This is a genomic window from Streptomyces sp. NPDC093085 (assembly GCF_040683935.1).
Taxonomy (GTDB): Bacteria; Actinomycetota; Actinomycetes; order Streptomycetales; family Streptomycetaceae; genus Streptomyces.
Map to the genome: position 1 here is coordinate 74478 of NZ_JBFBFB010000017.1, position 19890 is coordinate 94367.

Sequence of the window (19890 nt, forward strand, 5' to 3'; positions counted from 1 at the left end):
AAGATCACGGCGGACATCCGCCGGACTTACGAGAAGGAGCTGAAGATGATCACGGTGACAGGGGCAACCGGCAATATCGGCCGCCCGTTGACGCAGGCGCTGGCCGAGGCGGGACATGAGGTGACGGCGGTGTCACGGCACCCCGCGCCGGTGCCGCCCGGCGCCCGCCACGTCGTGGCCGACCTGGCAGGACCGGCCTCCCTCAAGCCCGCGCTGGCCGGGGCGAAGGCGCTGTTCCTTCTCCTCTCCGGCGACCTGCACGCCACCGGGGCCGCCCCCGCCGACATCGTCCGCGAGGCGGCGGACGCCGGCGTCCGCCGCCTCGTCCTGCTCTCCACCCTGGGTGTGGTGACGAGGCCGTTCGGTACGACGCGGATCGCGATGCGCGCGCTGGAGGACACGGTGCGCGCATCCGGCCTGGAGTGGACGATCCTGCGCCCGGGCGGCTTCGCGTCCAACGCCCTCTGGTGGGCGGAGTCCATCCGTACCCGGGGGACCGTCGCCGCCCCGTTCGGCGACACGGGCGTACCGGTGGTGGACCCGGTGGACATCGCCGAAGTAGCGGCGGCCTGCCTGCTGGACGACCGCCACACCGGCCAGACCTACGAACTCACCGGCCCCGAGGTGATCACCCCCCGCGGGCAGGCAGCGGCACTCGCCACCGCCCTGTCCTCGCCGGTGGCCTTCCACGAACTCACCCGCGAGGAGGCCAAGGCGGCCATGTCCCGGGCCATGCCCCCGGAACTGGCCGACGACACCCTGGACATCCTGGGCGCCCCCCTCCCCGCCGAACAACGCGTCAGCCCCCACATCCGCCACGTCCTCGGCCGGGCCCCTCACTCCTTCGCCACCTGGGCCACCCGCAACGCGGCGGCGTTCCGCTAAGCGCCACGGGACGCGGGACGCGGGACACGGGACACGGGACGCGGGGCACGTGTCAGGGGCCACGGGACGCGGGCCACGGCGTGTTACGGGCGCAGGAGGTCGGCCAGGTGGGCTGCCAAGAGGGCGGCCGACTGGGGGTTCTGGGCGGTCAGGAGGCGGCCGGACCGGACTGCGTGGGGGGTCCGGTCGGGGGCCGAGGTGAAGTGGGCGCCGCGTTGTTCCAGGGTGGTCTGGAGGGGGAACGGGACCACGCCGGCCAGGTCCCGGGCCACCTCAGCGGCGTGCGGGAACGCGGTGAGTTCGCGGCCCGCGACCAGGTGGGTGCCGTCCGAGAGGGTCAGGTCGGCCAGGGCCGCCGGGCCGTGGCAGATCGCGGCGACCACCCCGCCCGCCTCATGGACGGCGCGGCCCAGCGTGTGCAGCGCCGGGTGGGCGCGGAAGTCCCACATGGTGCCGTGGCCGCCCACGAAGTACACCGCCGCGTACGCGGCCGGGTCCGCCTCCTCCGCCTTCGGCGTACGCTCCAGCCGGCCCCCGCCCTCCGGGTCGGCCAGGAACGCCCGCTGGTCCGGGTCGTCCGGGTCGTGGCCCGTCATCGGGGGGCGTCCGCCTCGTACGGAAGCGAAGTCGACCTCGATGCCCTCGGCGCGCAGGCGGCGCCAGGGTGTCGCCGTTTCCCCCAGGTGGAAGCCGGTGGGGCGGGCACCGGTGGCTTCCCTGGGGCCCAGCCTGTCGTGGCTGGTCAGGATGAACAAGGCGCGTTTCGGGGTCATGACCGGAGGCTTTCTCGGGTACGGGGCGGCTCCGTCCGGCTCAGGGCCAGCGCGGCCAGGAGCGTGGCGGCCGTCAGCACCGCCAGCATGGGGACAAGGGAGAGGTGAGCGGCGGCCAGTTGGCCTGCCGAGGCGCCGACGAAGAGGGCGAAGGTGTTGACCGCGCCCGCCGTTCCCTTTGCTTGCGGGGCGAGTTGGTGGAGGAGGCCCACGCACCCCGGGACTGTCAGACCCGTACCCGCGACGAAGAGGGCCCCGGCTCCGATCAGCGCGGCCGGCTGGGCCAGCACCGCGGCCAGCAGCGCCAGCAGCAGGCCGCTCGCGGCGGAGAGATAGCCGGTGAGCGCCAGTGCCCTGGGGCCGGCCTCTCCGTAGCGGCGGTTCAGGAGAGGGGCCGCCGCCAGGCCCAGCGCGCCCGCGGCCTGAGCCAGGAGGAGGGCGTTGGAGTCGTACCCGTACGTCGCGCGCAGCTCCCGTTCCAGTACGGCGTAGAACGCCACGAAACTGCCGAACACGGGGAGCGCCGCCGCGAACACCGTCGCCGGACCCCGCGTGCGGAGGAGGACCAGCGCCGTGGCCGCCACCGTACGCGGGGACGCGGAGGAGGGGGACGAGGGGGGCGAGGGGGGCGCGGAGGAGGCGTGGGCCCGTTCCCTGTCCGGGGGCAGCAGGCGCCAGAGGGCCAGTGCCGCCGCCGCGTAGAGCAGGGCCGGGGGCCAGAACGCGGTGCGCCAGTCCGCGTACTCCGTGACGAGCTGGCCGTACACCTGGCCCGCGATCCCCGCCCCCAGCAGGCCGGTGGTGAGGAGTGAGAGGGCTACCGGGCGGCGCGCGGCGGGGGCGCGCTCGGTGACGTACGCGAGGGCCGCGGGCGCGAACGTCGCCGCCGCGAAACCCTGCGCCGCCCGCCCGGCCAGGAACCAGCCGAGCCCCGGTGCCGCCGCCGTCAGCCCCGTGGTCACCGCCGTCGCCAGCGCGCCCCAGGCCAGGACGGGGCGGCGGCCGACCCGGTCCGAGAGCGGGCCGAAGACCAGGAAGCCGACGGCGTACGCGAAGGAGAACGCGGCCCCGGTCCAGGCGGCGGACGCCGCGTCGGTGCCGTACGCCGTCCGGATCCGTTCCGCCACCGGGATCGCCAGATAGAGCTGTGCCGGAATGGCGAACGCCATCGCCACCAGCAGGCCCAACTGCACTCCGAAGGGGAGGGAGGAGGACGGGACGGAGGAAGAGGCGGAGGAAGGGGAGGAGGAAGGGGAGGGAGAGGGGGGTGCGAGCGGGGGTGGAGGTGCTTGTCCGGGGGTGTCCGGCGGGTGCGGGTGGTGAGTGGTCATCTTGGGTCTCCAGCCCCTTGGACAGCGAACGCGGAAGAGCGGCGGGTACGCGAAGGAGGGCGGCCGGTACGGGAGTCGGTGTGCCGGCCGCCCTCCCCGGGGGTGGGGCCCCTCGTGGCGACGGGGCCCCGTTTCAGGAGGTCACCTGGAGGGCTTCGGCGTGCAGGGCTTCGGCCCGGAACGCGTCGGCCTCGAAGGCGTCAGGAGGCGGTCGGGGGCAGCAGGGCCGGCAGGTCCTTCAGTTCCAGGGCCGGGACCTCGAACCGCGCTGCCTCGGCGCGGTGCTCGGGGGTCTGGTACCCCCACCGCGCCCACCACGCGCGGGCGCCCGTCGCCGACACTCTGCGGACATTCGTCAGGTTGTCGTCCACGAATGTCGCGGCCTCCAGCGGGATCCCGCGCCGCGCGCACGCCTCCCGTACGGCCTCCGGTTTGGCCGCGCACTCCCCGTAGACCCCGGCGACGGCCGTCTCCAGGCCGTGCCGGTCCAGGATCGCGCGTACGGAGGGCTCGTCCTTCGCCGTCACGATCACCACCGGCACCCCGGCCCGCAGCAGCAGGTCGGCGACGCCGGGGTAGAGCGTGTGCAGCCCGAGCCAGAAGTCCGGCTCCGTGTTGCGGAACCAGTCCCGGGCATCGGACGCCCCGGCCACGAACCGCTGGATGCGCGGGTCGGGGAACGAGGCGAAGAGCCGGTCGAACTCGGCCTGGGAGCCGATCGCCTCGGCCTCGGGGTGGTGGGCCACCAGGAAGTGGTCCAGCACCCGGGCGTAGTTCCGCACCTTACGGAAGCGTGCGGTGAACTCCGCCGGTACGCGGGCCAGTTGCTCGGGACCGGAGAGCGTCAGGTCGTGCGGGCGGTCGCCGAGCCAGGTGACGAGCGCGCACTCGTCCAGCGCGTCGCACACCACCCCGTCGAAGTCGAGGGCGAGTAAGCCACTTGCCTGTTCCACGCCCCTTGCCTGTTCCACGCCCCTTGTCTGCTCGATTCCGCACGGCGCGGGAGCCGGGGCCGGGGCCGAAGCCGGGGCCGGCAGCGGCGTCTGCGTGTGCCGTGCCATCAGGCCGCGTCCCCGGCGACGGCGAGCTTCCGCGTCGTCTCGAACACGGCGCGCATGAACGCGCCCATGTAGCCGTAGTACGAGCAGGTGATGATGTTGCCGTCCACGATGACGTCGCTGTCCACCACCTCGGCGCCCGCGTTGATCACGTCGTCGCGCAGCCCGATGTACGCACAGGCCCGCCGCCCCCGCAGCACCCCGGCGCTCACCATGATCCAGGGGCCGTGGCAGAGTCCGGCGACCACCTTGCCGGCCTCGTTCATCCCCGCGACGAAGCCGAGCACATGGCGGTCCTGCCGCACCCGGTCCGGCGCCTCGTGGCCGCCCGTGAGGATCACGGTGTCGTACTGGTCGACGGCGAGGTCCTCGTACGCGATGAGCGGCCGGGCCGTCTTGTCCATCGGCAGCGGGACGCCGTACTTCCCGCTCGTCGGGTCGCCGTTCCTGGTGGCGATGTCGACGTGCCAGCCCTCCTCAAGGAGGCGGTAATACGTGAACACCACATCGTGGTCCTGGAATCCCTGGCCCGTGATGATGACAGCAGAGTGAGACATACGATCCCCCCGGATCTTTCAGGTTTTTCCTCTGTTTTTCTCGCCTGTCCCCGCGTTCGCGCTCAGGCGAGACTGACGCACAGATACTGTTTGTCCGCCTGTACGCGCCGGGCGTCCTCCGGGCGGCCGGTCAGGATATCGATGTCCCCGTAGACCGCGCCGGAGACGCAGAGCGGAATGTGGAACAGGTCCTCGGGGCGCCGCCGGTAGAAGACGTCCATTCCCGTGCGGAGTTCGAAGCGGAAACGGCCGTCGGGCGTCCGGTTCCGCATCCGGGTGTTCGGGAAGGCGACGACCTTCCGCATCGGGTGGCGCGGGGTTTCGAGCGAGGTCGACTCGTACGCCGTTCCCGCCCGGTTGTAGTCGTCCCTGAGCCGCATCAGATCGAACTTGTTCCTCGGCGATTCGACCTCGATCAGCTCCAGCGGGTCGTCGCCGGTGTTCCGCGTGCCGTGGAACGCGCCCGGCGCGATCCGTACGACGCTGCCCTGCCGGACCGGGATCGCGACCCCGCCCAGGCCCGTCGTCACGCCCTGTCCCCCGAGGCAGAGCAGATAGGTCAGCTTGCGCGGGTGCACATGGACCGAGGTGCTGTGCGGGGCGTCGATGTGCAGCGCCCAGAAGTCGAAGAACTCGTCCACGAAGGCGCGGTATTCATACCCCCACGGCTTCGGGATGACCTCGTCCAGATGCGTGTCGTCGTCGAACTGCTCGTGCGCGACGCGGGCACCGCGCCGCAGCAGCCGCTTCAGTTCGGCTATGTCGGCGGGGCCGGCGTCCAGCCGGACGGCCGAGCCGAACCGCGTGTTTTCGGAAAGGCTTGTCACCTGTGTGGTCGCCATGTTGTCGTACCCCCGTTTGCGGATTGCCCATGGCCGTTCAATCTCGACACCGCAACTAAAGCACCGATCGCACTTCCGCTCAAATAGGAAGTTCTGGCGGGGGTATGAAGATTTTTTGCTGAGGTGAATCTGATATTCCGGACCCGCGCCGAACGCCTCGCCGGGGACACCTCAAACGGTGCGGCGATTACCGTGAACGCGACAAGAGGAAACGATTTACCGGGCCGTCGGACGGGGAATCCCCCAGGGATTCTCCCGGAGAACCGGGGGCTTCTTCCCCGGCCCCTACGGGCCCTAGGGGCTCTACGGGTCCCACGGGCTGCCCCTTGCGGGCCGCGCTCTCCCTGCCCAATGTCTCGTACGCCCGCTCCACCAGCGCCGGAAGCGGCTCGGGGGTGTCGCCCCCCGCGCGCGCCCACAGCCGGAGCGCCCCCAGGAGCACCCCCGCCCCGGCCCCGACGACCACTACGGGGCGCGGGTCCAGGTCGGGGTCGACCCCGAGCCGGGCCGCGATGATACGGACGGACTCCTCCTGGGCGTCGATCCGCACCCGCTCGAACGCCGCGAAGAGCGCGGGCTCCCGGTCGACCAGGGCGAAGAGCTCCCGGCCGCGCGGGCGGCGGTGCATCCCGGGGCACGTCTCGTCGAGCAGCCACTCGCGGACCGCCAACCGGTAGGCCATCAGCGGGGGTTCGCCGGGCGGACGGTTGCGCAGCGCCTCGTTGACACGGTCGCCGTCGGCCCGGGTCGACTCGACGGCCGCGTCCTCCTTGCCGCTGAAGTGGCGGCTGAACGTACGGCGGGTGACCTCGGCGCGCTCCGCGATCGCCTCGACGGTGACCTCCGACAGGCCCCGCTCCAGCATCAGATCGGCGGCCGCGAACCCCAGCGCCTCCCGGGTGCGCCGCGCCTTGCGCTGCCGGCCGTCCTCGACGACGGCCGCCGGCCCCGTCACCCCATCACCTTCATGAGGGACGATCGTACTCCCCGTGTCCCATGGGGACATGATGCTGCGGGATACGGACATCCGGTACCGGTATCCGGCACCGGGGGGCCGGGCACCGGGGGCCGGCGGGGGCCGCGAGTCCACCGCTCCGGCCCGACCCGTATCACCCCGGATCAGCCCCAGCTCTGCGCGTACTGACTGCGGTAGCTCGCCTTGTCGGCCCACATCCGCTGGGCCATCACCAGCCCGAGCAGGGACACGACGATGATCGCCAGCCCGGGTACGAGCGTCCGGTAGTCCACGATCGAGCTGACGCCCGTCCCCGTGCCGACCCCGGCCCCCACCCCGACGCTGCCCCCGCCGTTCAGCCCCGTACCCGTACCGGTCCCGGCCGGGACGCCGCTGCCCGTGCCCGTACCCGTAGGGGCCGGCACGGCAGGGTCGACCGCCCCGTCCCGGTCCCCCGTGGCCGTCTCGTTGCCGCCGCTCTCGACCCCCGCGAGCCGTACCCCCAGGGCGGCCATCGCCGTCGTCACCGGCTGGAAGAACGTCGTACCGCCGGTCGTACAGTCCCCGCTGCCCCCCGAGGTCACCCCGAGCGCCACCCCCTGGGCGAGGAGCGGGCCGCCGCTGTCGCCGGGTTCGGCGCAGACCGTGGTCTGGATGAGGCCGGTGACGGCGCCCTCGCGGTAGTTCACCGTCACGTTCAACGCGGTGACCTGGCCGGTCCGCAGCCCCGTCGTGGAGCCGCTGCGGAACACCTGCTGGCCGACGACCGGATCCGCCGCGCCGACGATCCGGACGGCCTGGCCGCCGCCGATGTCCACGGTGCTCGTCCCGTCGAAGGCCGCCGGGTTCTCGTACTGCACCAGGGAGAAGTCGCTCTCGGGGAACGTCGAGGCGACCGTGGAGCCGACCAGCGACGCGCCCCCGCTGTCCTGGAACCAGGTGGTGCCGGTCGGCCCGCAATGCCCCGCCGTCAGCGCGAAGTTGGTGGTGCCGTCCGTCACGTTGAAGCCGACGGAGCAGCGGTCGCTGTTGGTGAAGATCGGCGCCGCGCCGTTCACCTTCGTACGGAACTCGCCCTCGGCGCGCTTCATTTCGACCGCGTCTCCGATGCCGTCCGCGAGGCCGGTCAGCCGGGACCAGTCGTCGGCGGAGACGGTGGTGTCGGCCTGCACCACGACCCGGTTGCTCCGGTAGTCCACCGACCAGGCGGTGCCGGGGACCCGGGGAGCCTCGCTCAACGCCTGCGTGGCGGAGGTGAGTTGGTCCATGCTGTGCCGCATGACCTTGGGCCGCGCGCCCTCCCGCCGTACCTCGGCCGCCGCGTCCTCGTCGGTCACGGCGACCACGGGCTGCCCGTCGTCGGCGATCCAGGTACCGGCGGTACGGGCGGTCCCGAGCCGGTCCACCAGCTCGGCCCCGACCTGGCCGACGGACATGCCGGCGGCGTCACTTCCGGCTCTGGCCGGTTCGTTCGCCACGGCGTTCGAGACCAGCAGGCCGCCGCAGAGCAGCCCGCCGACAGCGGCGAGGCGCGTGAAGCGCCGGAGGTGGCGTCGCGCGTGCTTCATCCGTGGGCCCCCAAGGTCGTACCGGTACGACGTTGCCAGCGCCGGAGCCCCGGGCATCGGAAGGGCCCTCCTCCCATACGTACGGCGCGCCGGAACGGTTCAACGCGGGGCGGGGGAAATCTTTGCCCGTAACTTCCTTCAGCGGTCGGGGAGTTGCGCGATCTCCTCGTCGGTCACGACGGCCACCAGCACCATCGGGGCGTCCCCGTCGATCTGGCAGAGGGAGACCCCGACCCAGCGCGGCCCGCCGGCCCCCTCGCCCAGCGGCCCCCAGACCGACAGGTCGCCGTACGCCTCCTGGTCGCAGAGCGCCCGGAACACCGGCGGCATGGGCTCGCCCGCCTGCGCCCGGAAGAGGGGCACATGCATGGCGACCCGCCGGTGCGGGCCCCACCGTTCCTCCAACGCGCCGACGAGGGCGCGGAGATGGCCCTCGCACTCCTCCTGGGCGGCGCTCCACTCGGCCTCGTACACGCCGGTGAACCCCCCGCTCTCCCAGAGCGGCACGATCCGGAACCCGGCGCCGGTGGTGGCGATCCACTCGCCGGTGCCGGGTTCCTCCTCGACGTCGGACTCCGCCGGGACCGGCCCGGCGGCCGGCAACTCGGCGGTGCGCAGCGCCTCGGCCTCGGCGACCGCGCGGGCGAGCACGAAGGTCTCGCCGATACGGACGGTCACAGCACGGCCCGGGTCATGGGCCGGGGCAGCGGCTGGAGCGCGCCGGTCTCCCGCAGCCGCAGCGACGCCCGGAGCACGGCGCCGGTGCCGCCCTCCGGCGCGACGGTGAGGAGGACGCCCCCGCCGCCCAGCTCCTCGCGGACGACGTCCAGGCCGTCCGGAACGAGGGCCGCGCGGGCGGGCGAGAGGTATCCGGCCCACCCGAGGGCGGGGTCGCCGGAGACGAAGCCGCCCTCGTCCTCCAGGACATCGAGCACGTCGTCGTCGGTGACATCCCCGAAGTCCGGCTCCCAGATACCGGCGACGGCGGCGAGCAGCCCGGCGTACGGGAACCCGGCGCCCTCCGCCCCCTCAGGGGCTTCGACGCCGATCACCATCGACTGGAGCAGGAACTCGGAGTCCGCGCCCGCCCGGCCGCTGACCTCCACCTCCCACTTCGCCCCCGCCCCGGCACCGGCACCGGCAGCGGCACCGGCCTCGGCGAAGAGCCGGAGCCCCGCGCCGTCCGACCAGTCGTCGGAGGCCGCCGCCGCGCGGAGGGCGGTGAGCAGGTCCGCCTCCTCCGCCCGGATCCCGGTCGCGGGCCCGTCGGAGTGCACCTGCCGCCAGGCCCACCCCCCGCCGGACCCCCCGGCCGGGCCGCCCGGGCCGAGCCGGCCGAGCTCATCGAGGGTGCGCTTCCACCGGCCGGCGAGCGCCTCGGCCGACTCCACCCGGGGGCCCCAGAAGCCCCGTACCACGCGTCGCATGCCCATCTCCGTCGTCCGTACCGTCCGCGCTGTCCGTACTGTCCGTACTGTCCGTGCTGTCCGGCCGTCCGGACGGCCGGACGGCCGGACGGTACGAGCCATCCGTGCCGTCCGTGCCGTCCGTACTGTCCGTGCCGCGCGGGCCATCGGGCCCGTCCGGCTCCGCCGCCACCAGGCTAGTGCGCGGTTCCGTACCGCCCCGTGGCCCTCCGTCCCGTACCCCTCAGTTGAACGCCTCCGGCTTCCTGGTGCCGCCCGTCTCCTTCTGCACCGTATGGACGACCCGGATCGGCAGCCCCTCCTCGCGGAACGCCTTGCGGGCCGCCTTCGCCACGTCCGGATCGGAGAAGTGCCACTCCACCGGCCGGCCGCCCGACGCGCGTACCTGCTCGCGCGCCTCCTTCACGAACTTCTCCTTGCCCGACTTCGTGAGCGTCCCCTTGTCGCCCTTCTGGAGGTAGCTCTTGTAGCCGTTCTTGGCCTCCAGGAAGGTCTGCCGGCCGGAGTCCCAGCCGTCGTACTCGACCGGCGGCTTGCCCTCCTTCGGGTTCGGTACGACGTACTCCTGGGCCCGGTTCGTGCCGGTGATCTGCTCCTGGTAGCGGGTCCAGGACTCGTTCTTCCAGTTGGGCTTGGGGTTGCGGTCCCGGCTCGCCCAGTAGCCGTCGCCCGCGTCGGCGGACCCCAGCTTGTGGTCCTTCAGGTCCTTCGCCCACTCCGGCGGGTTGTAGTTGCGCGGGTCGGAGGTGTCGCCGTGCTTGGGGTCGGGGTACGGCTTCTTCTTCTCCAGCGCCTTCTTGGCGCGCTCCGGCTCCTCCGCGCGCTTCTTCGCCAGCCACGCCTCCCGCTCCTTCTTACGGGCCTCCGCCGCCTCGGCCTTGGCCTTCTCGTCGCAGCCCGCCTCGGCGAGGACCACCCGGCCCGCGCTCCCGGAGGCGAGCACTCCGGTGCCGGATCCGGGGACGCCGGACCCGCCCGGTACGCCGGACCCGCCGCCGGTTCCGTACCGCTGTCCGCCGCCGGGGCCGCCGCCGGGGCCGATGGCGATGGTGCAGCCGGTCCTGCGGGCCTGGTCCTCCGCCCGGTCCGCCGCCTCGTCGGCGTCCTTGGCCGCCCTGCGCGCACCCTCGACATCGCCCGCCTCGGCGGCCTTCCGGGCCTTGCGCGCCGCCTCGGCCGCCTCATCGGCGGCCTCGGCGACCCGGCTGGCGGCCCTGCCGATCGCGCCGAGCCTGCTGGTCTTGCCGATGACCTTGGCGACGTCGTAGCCCGGGATGAAGAGGGAGCCGACGTTCCACACGACATCGGTGACGGCCCGGGTCTTCTGGCCGTTGTTCCAGCGATCGCGCACGTCGTCGCCGATGAACATGTCGTCGCCGACCTTCACCACGGTCTTGAGGGAGGCCTTGCCCCAGCCCGTGAAGGCCCCGATGTAGTCGCCCTTTTTCCACTTGTCGCCGGCGCCGTCGGAGTCCTTCACCCACTTGTCGCCGAGCTGGCCGCCGTAGTCGGCGATCCCCTTCCAGGTATCGGGCTTGAAGAGATCGACGATCCCGGTCAGGTCGCCCCAGACACCGTCGACGAAGAGCCCCTTGGCGACCTGGGTGGTGCGGTCCCAGGCGCAGCCGAAGAAGCCCCAGCCGCCGCAGTCCTCCTTGTCCTCCTTCTTCTGGCCGGAGCCGTCGGTGTCCTCGGTGTCGTCGGTGTCCAGACCGGGGCCGTCGTACTCCTCCTCCGGCTCGACGCTCGTCTCGGGGTACGTGTCCTCGGAGCCGGCAGTGGCCCCTCCGGGACCGGTACCACCGGAACCGGAACCGCCGGAACCGCCGGAGCCGCTGGAACCGCTGGAACCGCTGGTCCCACCGGAGCCGCCGGAGCCCGAGCCGGAGCCGGAGCCGGAGCCCGCGTCCGAGCCGGGCCCCGAGCGGGACTCGGGGTCGTCCGAGCCGCCGGTCCCGGCCGTCGCCGTACCACCGTTCGCGGCACCGCCGTTCGCCGCGCCGCCGGTCGAACCGTCCGCCCCCGTACCGCCCTTGGCGGCACCGCCGTCCACGGAACCACCCGTGTCCGTACCACCGTTGGCCGCGCCCCCGTTGGCCGAACCACCCGTGTCCGTACCCCCGTCGGCCCCGCCCCCGGAGTCCTCCCCGTCCCCCGAGGCGACGCTCCCGCCGCCCTCCGCCGGGCAGGAGGTCCCCGTCAACGAGCAGATCGCCGACTGGAGTCCGTCCGTGATACGTCCGCCGAGGCCGCCCAGGGTCAGCGCCAGGACGACCGCCGCGACCACCGTGATCAGGCCGAGGTACTCCATCGCCGTCTGGCCCCGGTCGCGCCGCCAGGTGATCATGTGCGGGAGGGAGAACGCGGGCCGGTCCTCCCGCTCGTACTCCGGCAGCCGGAACCACTCCCGGCTCTCCCGCCGCAGCAGGAACATCAGGATCAGCGTCGGCAGGAAGAGCTGCGCGAAGCCGTGCCCCGACCCCGCCGGGATATTGCCCAGCCCGCCGAGGAACAGCCACCCCTGTACGGCGAGCAGCCCGGCCCACACCCCCCGGCCACCGGACCAGACACGCCGCGACAGCACCCACCCGGCCACGCCGGGCACGGCGCCGTACACCAGGACGCCCAGGATCTGCGCGCTCATCGCGTCCGCCGCCAGCGCGGAGCCGAACAGCCCGACGGCGCCCAGCACCGTCGCGCCGAAGAGAACGTGGATCAGCACCCGCGCCACGGCGAGTTCGCGCGGCAGCGCCACCCGCCCGGTGCCCCCGGGCGCCCCTCCGCCCGTACCGCCTCCGCCGGCATACGCCGGTGTACCCCCGAACCCGGACATGTGCTCCCCCATCAGGCCGCGTCTGACCTCGCCATGACAATCCCGCCATGACAGTCCGTCAGGCTACGACCGCACCACGTACCCCGTCACCGGCTCGCGGCACTTCGGTTCAGAGGTGATACAAAACACGGCCATGGGTAAGGCATTCGCCATGAATACGGACACGCGCCCCACCCCGGACGACACCCCCGAGACCGCCCCGGACGACACCCCCCACACCACCCCCGACACCGCCCCGGACACCGCCCCCGAGACCGCCCCCGACACCGTCGCCTTCGACATCGCGGCCGTACGCGCCGTCTATCCCGCCCTCCGCGACGGCACCGCCTATCTCGACGGCGCCGCAGGTACCCAGACGCCCGAGCCGGTGATCGAGGCGATCGCCGCCGCGTACCGCGCGGGCATCGGCAACGTCGGCGGCGCGTTCCCGGCGAGCGAGCGGGCCGGCGCCCTCGTGGACGGCTGCCGCCGCGCCCTCGCGGACCTGGTCGGCGGGGAGCCCGAGGGGGTGGTCCTCGGCGCCAACACCACCACCCTGATCTACCGGTTCGCCGGGATCCTCGCCGCCACCTGGCGGCCGGGCGACGAGGTCGTCCTCTCCCGGCTGGACCACGACGCGAACGTACGCCCCTGGGTGCAGGCGGCCGAGCGGGCGGGTGCGGTCGTACGGTGGGCCGAAGTCGACCCGGACAGCGGGGAGTTGCCGGCCGGACAGTACGACGCGCTGCTCGGGGCGCGGACCCGTCTCGTCGCCGTCACGGCGGCGAGCAACATCCTGGGGACGCGCCCCGACGTCGCCGCGATCACCGCGAAGGCGCACGCGGCGGGCGCGCTGACGTATGTCGACGGGGTGCACGCCACCCCGCACGGCCCGGTCGACGCCCGCGCGCTGGGCGCGGACTTCTACGCGACCAGCGCGTACAAGTGGTCGGGCCCGCACCTCGGCGCGGTCGTCGCCGACCCGGCGCTGCTGGCGTCCCTGCGGCCGGAGAAGCTGGCCTGTTCGCCGGAGACGGTCCCGCACCGCTTCGAGACGGGCACCCTCCCCTTCGGTGACCTGGCCGGGGTGACCGCCGCCGTCGACCACCTCGCCGGGCTGGGGGGTTCAGGAGCCCCCTCCGGAGAGATACCGGGCGAACGCGGCGCACACGGCGCACACGGCGCACGGGTCCCGCGCCGGGCGCGGCTGCTCGCGTCGATGGCGGCGGTCGAACGGTACGAGCGGGAACTCTTCGGCACCCTCCTCGACGGCCTCCGCGCACTGCCCCGGGTCACCCTGTACGGCGCCCCCGCGCGCCGTACCGCCACCGCGTACTTCCGGGTCGCCGGGCACCCCCCGGCCGCCGTGGCCGGACACCTGGCGCGGCGCGGGGTGAACGTCTGGAGCGGCCACAACTACGCCTGGGAGCTGACCGGTTCACTGGGGCTGCGGGACACGGGCGGGGCGGTGCGCGCGGGGCTGGTCCACTACAACGACGAGGAGGATGTGGCGCGTTTCCTCGCCGGAGTGGCCGAATTGGCGGGGTGAGCCGAGGGGTCGAACACGGCGGGACAGAACCCGGACATTTACCGGATCAATTGAAGATCTCCCGAGCCCTAATGTTGACGACGTCAGCAGGACACAGCACACGCACAACAAGCACACCGCCGGCACCAAGTACACCGCGCACAACAAGCACACCGCGCACACCACGGACCGCCGGCGCGAACGCACCACCTGCCAACCCGTCAGCACCCCCGAACCCCCGATGGAGCTCCCGATGCGCCCGCGCCTCGCCCCCCGTACCCGCACCCGTTCCGCCCGTATCGCCCTGGCCGCAGCGGCCATGGTGGCCCTCACCGCCACCGCGACGGCGTGCAACCCGGACGCGGACGCGAACGCGGCGGCCGAGGCGAGCGCCACCGCCTCCACCGGGGGCTCGGGCAGCACCGGCGGCTCGGGCAGCGGCGACTCCGGCTCGAAGGGCTCGGGCTCGGGCGGCTCCTCCGACTCCGGTTCCGGCTCCTCCGGCTCCTCCGGCTCCTCCGGCTCGGGCGCGGACAACGACGTCGACGGCGCCAAGCAGGACTACTACGCGAAGGCGTGCGACAACGGCGACCTGAACTTCTCCCTCACGGAGGAGACCCAGGCGGGCGGCTACTACCTCGTCACCGTCAAGGCCAAGTCCGGCGTCACCTGCTACCTGGAGGGCGCCCCCGACGTCATGTGGGGCTCCGACTCCAGCACCGTCGCGACCGCCATCGAGCGGGGCGCCGCCGAGAAGGTCAAGCTCAAGGACGGCGCCGCCGCGTACATCGGCATCAACCCCGACAGCACCGGTGAGGACGGCCCCGGCTTCCAGCAGCTCTTCGTCTCCGTCTCCCAGAGCGACGCCGGGGAGGGCGGCGCGTTCAAGGTCAGCGACGACGTGACGATCAACAAGCCGCAGGTCACCAACTGGCACGCCAACGCCGCGGACGTCGTCAAGCCGTTCCTCTAAACCGGCGACACCGTCTGCCGGACAACCGGCGACCCCGCCGACCGGACAACCGGCGGCACCGTCTGCCGAACCGCCGCCTGTGGGGGCCGGCGCCCGTGGGTCGGGTGCCGGCCCCCACAGGCGTAATAAGTGATGAATATCACATGTCCGACATGTACTCTTGAGTAATGAACGCACGGCTGGATCTCCTCGCCACCGTGGACCGGGGCATCGCCGAGAGCGAGGTGTTCCGGCTCGCGCTCCAGCACTCCGTGGCCGAGCTGGGCGCCCTGGGCGGGGCCGTCCATCTGCGGGGACCCATGTCCGCGCTGCGGCTCGTGTCGTCCACCGGGCTGCCCCCGCGCCTGGTGGAGACCTGGGAGATCCTCGACCAGGAGGGCCCCACCGCCCCCGCCCGCGCGGTACGCCAGGACGGCACCGTACGGTCCGCCGGCACCCCGGGGGTGTGGCTCCCCGTGCCGCCCGGCGACGACGGGGGCCCGGTCTGGCCCGGCTCCGGCTTCGCCTCCGTACCGGTGGCGGGCCGCGACTACGAGCCCGCCGCGCCCCACCCGCACCGTACCGTCGGCGCCCTCACCCTCCTCCTCGCCGACCCCGTAGCCCCTACCTCCCCCACCGGACCCACCGGACCCACCAGTCCCACCGGCCCCACAGGCCCGGCCGGACCCGCCGGCCCCACCGCCGCCCAGTGGGACTTCCTCCGCGCCGTCGTCGCCTGGGCCGAGGAGCGGATGGCGCAGGCCCCGCCGCCCGCCCGTGCCCGTACCCCCGGCGACGAACCCGGCGGCCGGCTCCGTAAGGCGCTCAAGGCGGTCCAGGTCGGCACCTGGGACTGGGACATCCGCACCGGCGAGCTGGCCTGGGACGACGCCGCCATGGACATCTACGGCACCGACCCGGCCGACTTCGTCCCCCGCGTCGAGAGCTGGATGAAGATCGTCCACCCCGACGACCTCCCCCCGACCCTCGCCGCCGCCGGGAAGGCGATCAGGAACCGCACCGTCTTCGAGGCCGAGTACCGGGTGCGCCGCCCCGGCGGCGGCTACGGCTGGACCCAGGCGCGCGGCCGGGTCGTCCTGGACGACCGGGGCGAGCCGGTCCGTATGGTCGGCCGGGCCTGGGACAGCAACGAGGCCCGCACCTCGCGCGAGGCCCTCAGCCGCGCCCTGCGCCATATGACCGACGGGTTCCTCTCCGTCGACGAGGAGTGGCGCATCACCTTCGCCAACCTGTCGGCCGAGCAGACCCTCGGCTCCTCCGAGGAGGAGTTGTACGGCCGGATCCTCTGGGAACTGCCCTCCGTGCGCGGCGTCCCCGGTCTGGAGGCGCGCTGCCGGAAGGCCGCGGCGGCGGGCCGGGCCACCGGTTTCGACGTACGCTCCCCCGGCACAGGGCGCAGCTTCCACCTCCGTATCGTCCCCGTGCCCGACGGCCTCACCCTCTACTTCACCGATGTCACCGAGCGCCGCCGCCACCAGTCGGAGCGCGCCGCCGCCGAGCGGGCCGCCGCCGCCCGCGCCACCCGGATCGCCGAGCTGACCTCGGCGCTCGCCGGGGCGACCACCTCACGCGATGTGGTGGAGGCCGTCGCGCGCCGGGTGCTGCCGCCGTTCGGCGCCGGCGGGCTGATGGTGCTCGCCGTCGAGCGGGGCGGCGACCGGCTCTCGCAGATCGGATCCGTCGGCTATCCACGGGGGTTCATCGACGCGATCACCCGGGAGAGCTCGGCGCGCGGCGGCCCGATCTGGGAGGCGGTCAGGAGCGGGACGCCGCTCTTCCTCTCCTCCGCCGCCGAGTTCATGGCCCGCTACCCGCGACTGCGCCAACGCCCCTCCCAGGCCGCCAAAGCCTCCTGGGCGTTCCTGCCGCTGATCGCCTCCGGCCACACCTTCGGCGTCTGTGTGATCGCCTTCGACCGGCCGCGCCGCCTCCCCGACGAGGACCGCACCCTGCTCACGGCGATCAGCGCGCTCGTCGCGCACGCACTGGAGCGGGCCCGGCTCTACGACGCCGAGCACACCCGCTCGCAGGAGCTCCAGCGCGGGCTCCTCCCCCGTACCCTCCCCGAACTGCCCGCGTGCACCGCCGCCGCCCGCTATCTGCCGGCCGGGCAGGGCATGGACGTGGGCGGCGACTGGTACGACATCATCCCGCTCTCGGCCGGGCAGGTCGCCCTGGTCATCGGGGATGTGATGGGGCACGGGCTGCCGGAGGCCGCCACCATGGGGCGGGTCAGGACGGCCGTCCACACGCTCGCCGGGCTCGAACTGCCGCCCGACGAGATCATGGGGCACCTCAACGAGATCGTCGGCGACCTCGGCGAGGACTCGTACGCCACCTGCCTCTACGCGCTGTACGACTCGACCACCGGGATCTGCTCCTTCGCCCGCGCTGGCCACCCGCCGCCCGCCGTGGTCCACCCGGACGGCACGGTCGACTTCCCGCTCCTCGCCCCGGACCCGCCGCTCGGCGCGGGCGAACCTCCTTACGAGACGGTCGAGTTGAAGATTCCGGCGGACGGGCTGCTGGTCCTCTACACGGACGGCCTGGTGGAGGCGCCGGGCCGGGACTTCGACGAGGGCATGGCCGCGCTGGCCGGTCTGCTCCGTACGGCCGACACCTCCCCCGCCGCCGATCTGGACCGGCTCTGCGACACCCTCACCGCCGGGCTGCTCCCGGCCGGCCGGACCGCGCCGGACGACGCGGCGCTGCTGGTCGCACGGGTCCACGCGCTCGCCCCCGACCAGATGGCGTCCTGGCCGCTGCCCACCCATCCGCAGGCGGCCGGTGAGGCGCGCCGGCATGTCCGGGAGCAGCTCGCGGCCTGGGACCTGGACGAACTGGCGGTGACGACGGAGCTGCTGGTCAGCGAGTTGGTCGGGAATGTCGTACGGCACGCCAAGGGCCCGGTACGGCTCCGGCTGCTGCGCGGCGCCGCACTGGTCTGCGAGGTCGGCGACGGCTCTCTGACGACCCCCCGGATCCGGCGCGCTTCGGCGACGGACGAGGGCGGGCGGGGGCTCCAGCTCGTGACGGCGCTGACCCAGCGGTGGGGGACGCGGTACACGGCGACGGGCAAATGCATCTGGACGGAGCAGGCGCTCCCGGGGGCGTAATTCCGCCATATCTGAGCAACGGCCGCGCAGACCAAGGGAATTGATGCGAGCATCGCCGTCCTGAACTCTCCGAGGCCAGAAGCCTCAGGAGGAACGGAACGCCGGGGGAACCGGGTCCGGCGAGACGCGCCGCATCGCGCCAAACCGCCTGTCGCGCGTTTGCGGCCCCGTATTCGGCCCCATCTCCCTTTACGAAAAACTCACTTGTTCAACTACTCTTCCACTAGTCACACCACGACATCACCCTCGCACCACCCAAAACTCCTCCCCCATGGCCGTGTTGTGCTCGGCCATCCGCGTCCCCGCGACGCCCGGATCCGCGTGTTCCCCGTCCCCCGAGGGAAACGCTGGAGGCAAGCTGCGCATGTCAGAGATGAGCGGCGCCGACCCCACTCGGCCCATCGACCCCCGCCCCGTCGACCAGGAACCCCCCGCAGGCCCGCCCGGCGCCGTCCCCGTGCCCCCGGGCGGGCTGCCCTCGTCGGCCACCCCGTCCGCCGCCCCCGGCAAGGGGATCTCGGCCCTGATGGCCGGGTTGAACGGCCGTACGGGCACCCCTAAGGGGGCCCGTAAGGGGGCGGCCAAGGGCGGCAGCAGGCACGCCGCACCGCCCCCCGGCCCCGACCCGGCCGACCTCGAACTCTTCGCGGACCCCGACCCGGGCCCCTGCCCCACCCTCGCCCCGGCCCGCGCCACCCCCGCCGCGCTGCCGAGCGCCCAGAACCGCCCGCGCGCCCTGCCCCGGGGGCTCCCCCCGGAGCGGATGCCGAACGGCCTCGGCTTCCCGGGCGGTTCGGGCGGTTCGGGCGGGGCCTCCGTCCCCGCCGGGGCGGCGCTCTCCGCCGGGGCCACCGGCCTGCTCCCCGTACCCCCTACGGGAACCCCTACGGGTGGCGGCGGCCCCCACACCCCGTACGACCCCTACGGGCACGCGGACCCCTACGGGCCGTCCGACCCCTACGGGCCCCAGGGGCCGCACGGCTTCGCGGACGCGGCGGCGAAGTCCGAGGAGGACGAGCGGTATCCGCGCTCCCTCTGGGTCACCGTGCTGGTCGGCGTCGCGGCGCTGGCCTGCGGGATCACCCTGATCACCATGACCGGCGGCAACGACCGTGAGGCGGGCCGGGCGTCGGCGCCCGTCACCGACCTCACCGTGCCCGGACTGCGCGGCTACCCGGTGCCCCCGGAGGGGAACCCCGGGGACAGCCACGACTCGGCAGGCTCGCTCTCCGACGCGGAGAGCTCCGGCTCCGACACCCAGAACAAGGACAGTTCCAAGGAGGCCCCGCACGCCACGGGGAGCCCCGACGCCCCGGCCGAGGAGAGCGCGGGCGGCTCGGCGGGCGGCGCGCCGGCCGACGACAAGGGCGACTCGGGGACGGACAAGGGCAAGGGCGAGGGCTCGGGTACGGGCTCCAAGGAAGGCTCGGACCCCGGTCCGGGCACCTCGCCCGCCGGATCCGGCGGCTCCTCCTCCACCGGGGGCGGCAAGGGCGGCTCGGTCGGCCAGCCCGTCAACTCGCCGAACCGGGAGGCGTCCATGCAGGCCGTCAACTACCCGGACCGCTACTGGAACATCCGGGGCGACGGCCTCGGCTACCTCGACTCCGTCAGCCGGAACAGCGCCGCCCTCACGGTCAAGAAGGGCCTCTCCGACGAGCGGTGCTACTCCTTCACCCTGAGCGACGGCCGCTACGTACGCCACCAGAACTTCCGGCTGCGCGCGGCGAAGAACGACGGCAGCGCCCTCTTCGGCAAGGACGCCACCTTCTGCCCGCGCACCGTCGGCTACGGCTACGGCTATGGCAACGGCAACGGCAACGGCGGCCAGATCATGCTGGAGTCCGTCAACTACCCGGGCCGCTACATCCGGCACCGCAACTTCCAGCTCTGGCTCGACCCGTACCAGAACAGCAACACCTACCGGGCCGACTCGGCCTTCCGCATGGTCACCGACTGACCGACTGCCTGACCGACCGACTGCCCGGTTGCCCTGCTGACCGACTGACCTGCGGGGCAGCCACGTGCACGACGGTCCCGGCCCCCCACGGGCCGGGACCGGACC

14 protein-coding genes and 1 pseudogene are annotated in these 19890 nt (G+C 73.4%); 5 read left to right on the forward strand and 10 right to left on the reverse strand.

What is annotated here, in order from left to right:
- The first annotated feature begins 45 nt into the window (after window positions 1-45).
- Window positions 46-885: an NAD(P)H-binding protein gene (locus AB0O07_RS32305; RefSeq protein ID WP_365640286.1), complete on the forward strand. Its 840-nt coding sequence runs from the start codon at window positions 46-48 to the stop codon at window positions 883-885.
- Window positions 886-968: 83 nt separating this feature from the next.
- Here AB0O07_RS32305 and AB0O07_RS32310 read toward each other — a convergent pair whose 3' ends face one another.
- From AB0O07_RS32310 to AB0O07_RS32355, 10 genes and pseudogenes are all read right to left on the reverse strand, one after another.
- Window positions 969-1658, reverse strand: a complete 690-nt coding sequence (locus tag AB0O07_RS32310) for a type 1 glutamine amidotransferase domain-containing protein (RefSeq protein ID WP_365640106.1) — start codon at window positions 1656-1658, stop codon at window positions 969-971.
- Window positions 1655-2989, reverse strand: a complete 1335-nt coding sequence (locus AB0O07_RS32315) for an MFS transporter (protein ID WP_365640108.1) — start codon at window positions 2987-2989, stop codon at window positions 1655-1657. Before AB0O07_RS32315 ends, AB0O07_RS32310 begins: the two co-directional genes overlap by 4 nt.
- Before the next feature lie 200 nt (window positions 2990-3189).
- The gene (locus tag AB0O07_RS32320; RefSeq protein WP_365640111.1) at window positions 3190-3942 is read right to left on the reverse strand and encodes an HAD family hydrolase; all 753 of its coding nucleotides are present in this window, start codon (window positions 3940-3942) and stop codon (window positions 3190-3192) included.
- 107 nt (window positions 3943-4049) lie between these two features.
- The gene (locus AB0O07_RS32325; protein ID WP_365640114.1) at window positions 4050-4604 is read right to left on the reverse strand and encodes a type 1 glutamine amidotransferase domain-containing protein; all 555 of its coding nucleotides are present in this window, start codon (window positions 4602-4604) and stop codon (window positions 4050-4052) included.
- A gap of 62 nt (window positions 4605-4666) precedes the next feature.
- The gene (locus AB0O07_RS32330; protein ID WP_365640117.1) at window positions 4667-5446 is read right to left on the reverse strand and encodes a cupin domain-containing protein; all 780 of its coding nucleotides are present in this window, start codon (window positions 5444-5446) and stop codon (window positions 4667-4669) included.
- A 337-nt stretch (window positions 5447-5783) separates the two neighbouring features.
- Window positions 5784-6452, reverse strand: a pseudogene (locus AB0O07_RS32335) (TetR/AcrR family transcriptional regulator); the annotation flags it as partial.
- Window positions 6453-6565: 113 nt separating this feature from the next.
- Window positions 6566-7969: a S1 family peptidase gene (locus AB0O07_RS32340; RefSeq protein ID WP_365640120.1), complete on the reverse strand. Its 1404-nt coding sequence runs from the start codon at window positions 7967-7969 to the stop codon at window positions 6566-6568.
- A 138-nt stretch (window positions 7970-8107) separates the two neighbouring features.
- Window positions 8108-8647, reverse strand: a complete 540-nt coding sequence (locus tag AB0O07_RS32345) for a hypothetical protein (RefSeq protein WP_365640123.1) — start codon at window positions 8645-8647, stop codon at window positions 8108-8110.
- On the reverse strand, window positions 8644-9396 hold the full coding sequence (locus AB0O07_RS32350) for a hypothetical protein (protein WP_365640125.1): 753 nt from the start codon (window positions 9394-9396) through the stop codon (window positions 8644-8646). Before AB0O07_RS32350 ends, AB0O07_RS32345 begins: the two co-directional genes overlap by 4 nt.
- A gap of 223 nt (window positions 9397-9619) precedes the next feature.
- A complete protein-coding gene (locus AB0O07_RS32355) occupies window positions 9620-12229 on the reverse strand; it encodes a Tox-REase-5 domain-containing protein (RefSeq protein ID WP_365640128.1) in 2610 nt (869 codons plus the stop codon).
- A 151-nt stretch (window positions 12230-12380) separates the two neighbouring features.
- On the opposite strand from AB0O07_RS32355, the gene AB0O07_RS32360 reads away from it, so the two are divergent.
- The 4 genes from AB0O07_RS32360 (at window position 12381) to AB0O07_RS32375 (ending at window position 19785) form a co-directional block, all read left to right on the forward strand.
- Window positions 12381-13757, forward strand: a complete 1377-nt coding sequence (locus AB0O07_RS32360; RefSeq protein ID WP_365640130.1) for a cysteine desulfurase-like protein — start codon at window positions 12381-12383, stop codon at window positions 13755-13757.
- Between the two features lie 232 nt (window positions 13758-13989).
- A complete protein-coding gene (locus AB0O07_RS32365) occupies window positions 13990-14709 on the forward strand; it encodes a DUF4232 domain-containing protein (protein WP_365640133.1) in 720 nt (239 codons plus the stop codon).
- A gap of 167 nt (window positions 14710-14876) precedes the next feature.
- The gene (locus tag AB0O07_RS32370) at window positions 14877-17825 is read left to right on the forward strand and encodes a SpoIIE family protein phosphatase (protein WP_365640136.1); all 2949 of its coding nucleotides are present in this window, start codon (window positions 14877-14879) and stop codon (window positions 17823-17825) included.
- Between the two features lie 364 nt (window positions 17826-18189).
- A complete protein-coding gene (locus tag AB0O07_RS32375; protein WP_365640138.1) occupies window positions 18190-19785 on the forward strand; it encodes an AbfB domain-containing protein in 1596 nt (531 codons plus the stop codon).
- The last annotated feature ends 105 nt before the right edge of the window (window positions 19786-19890 follow it).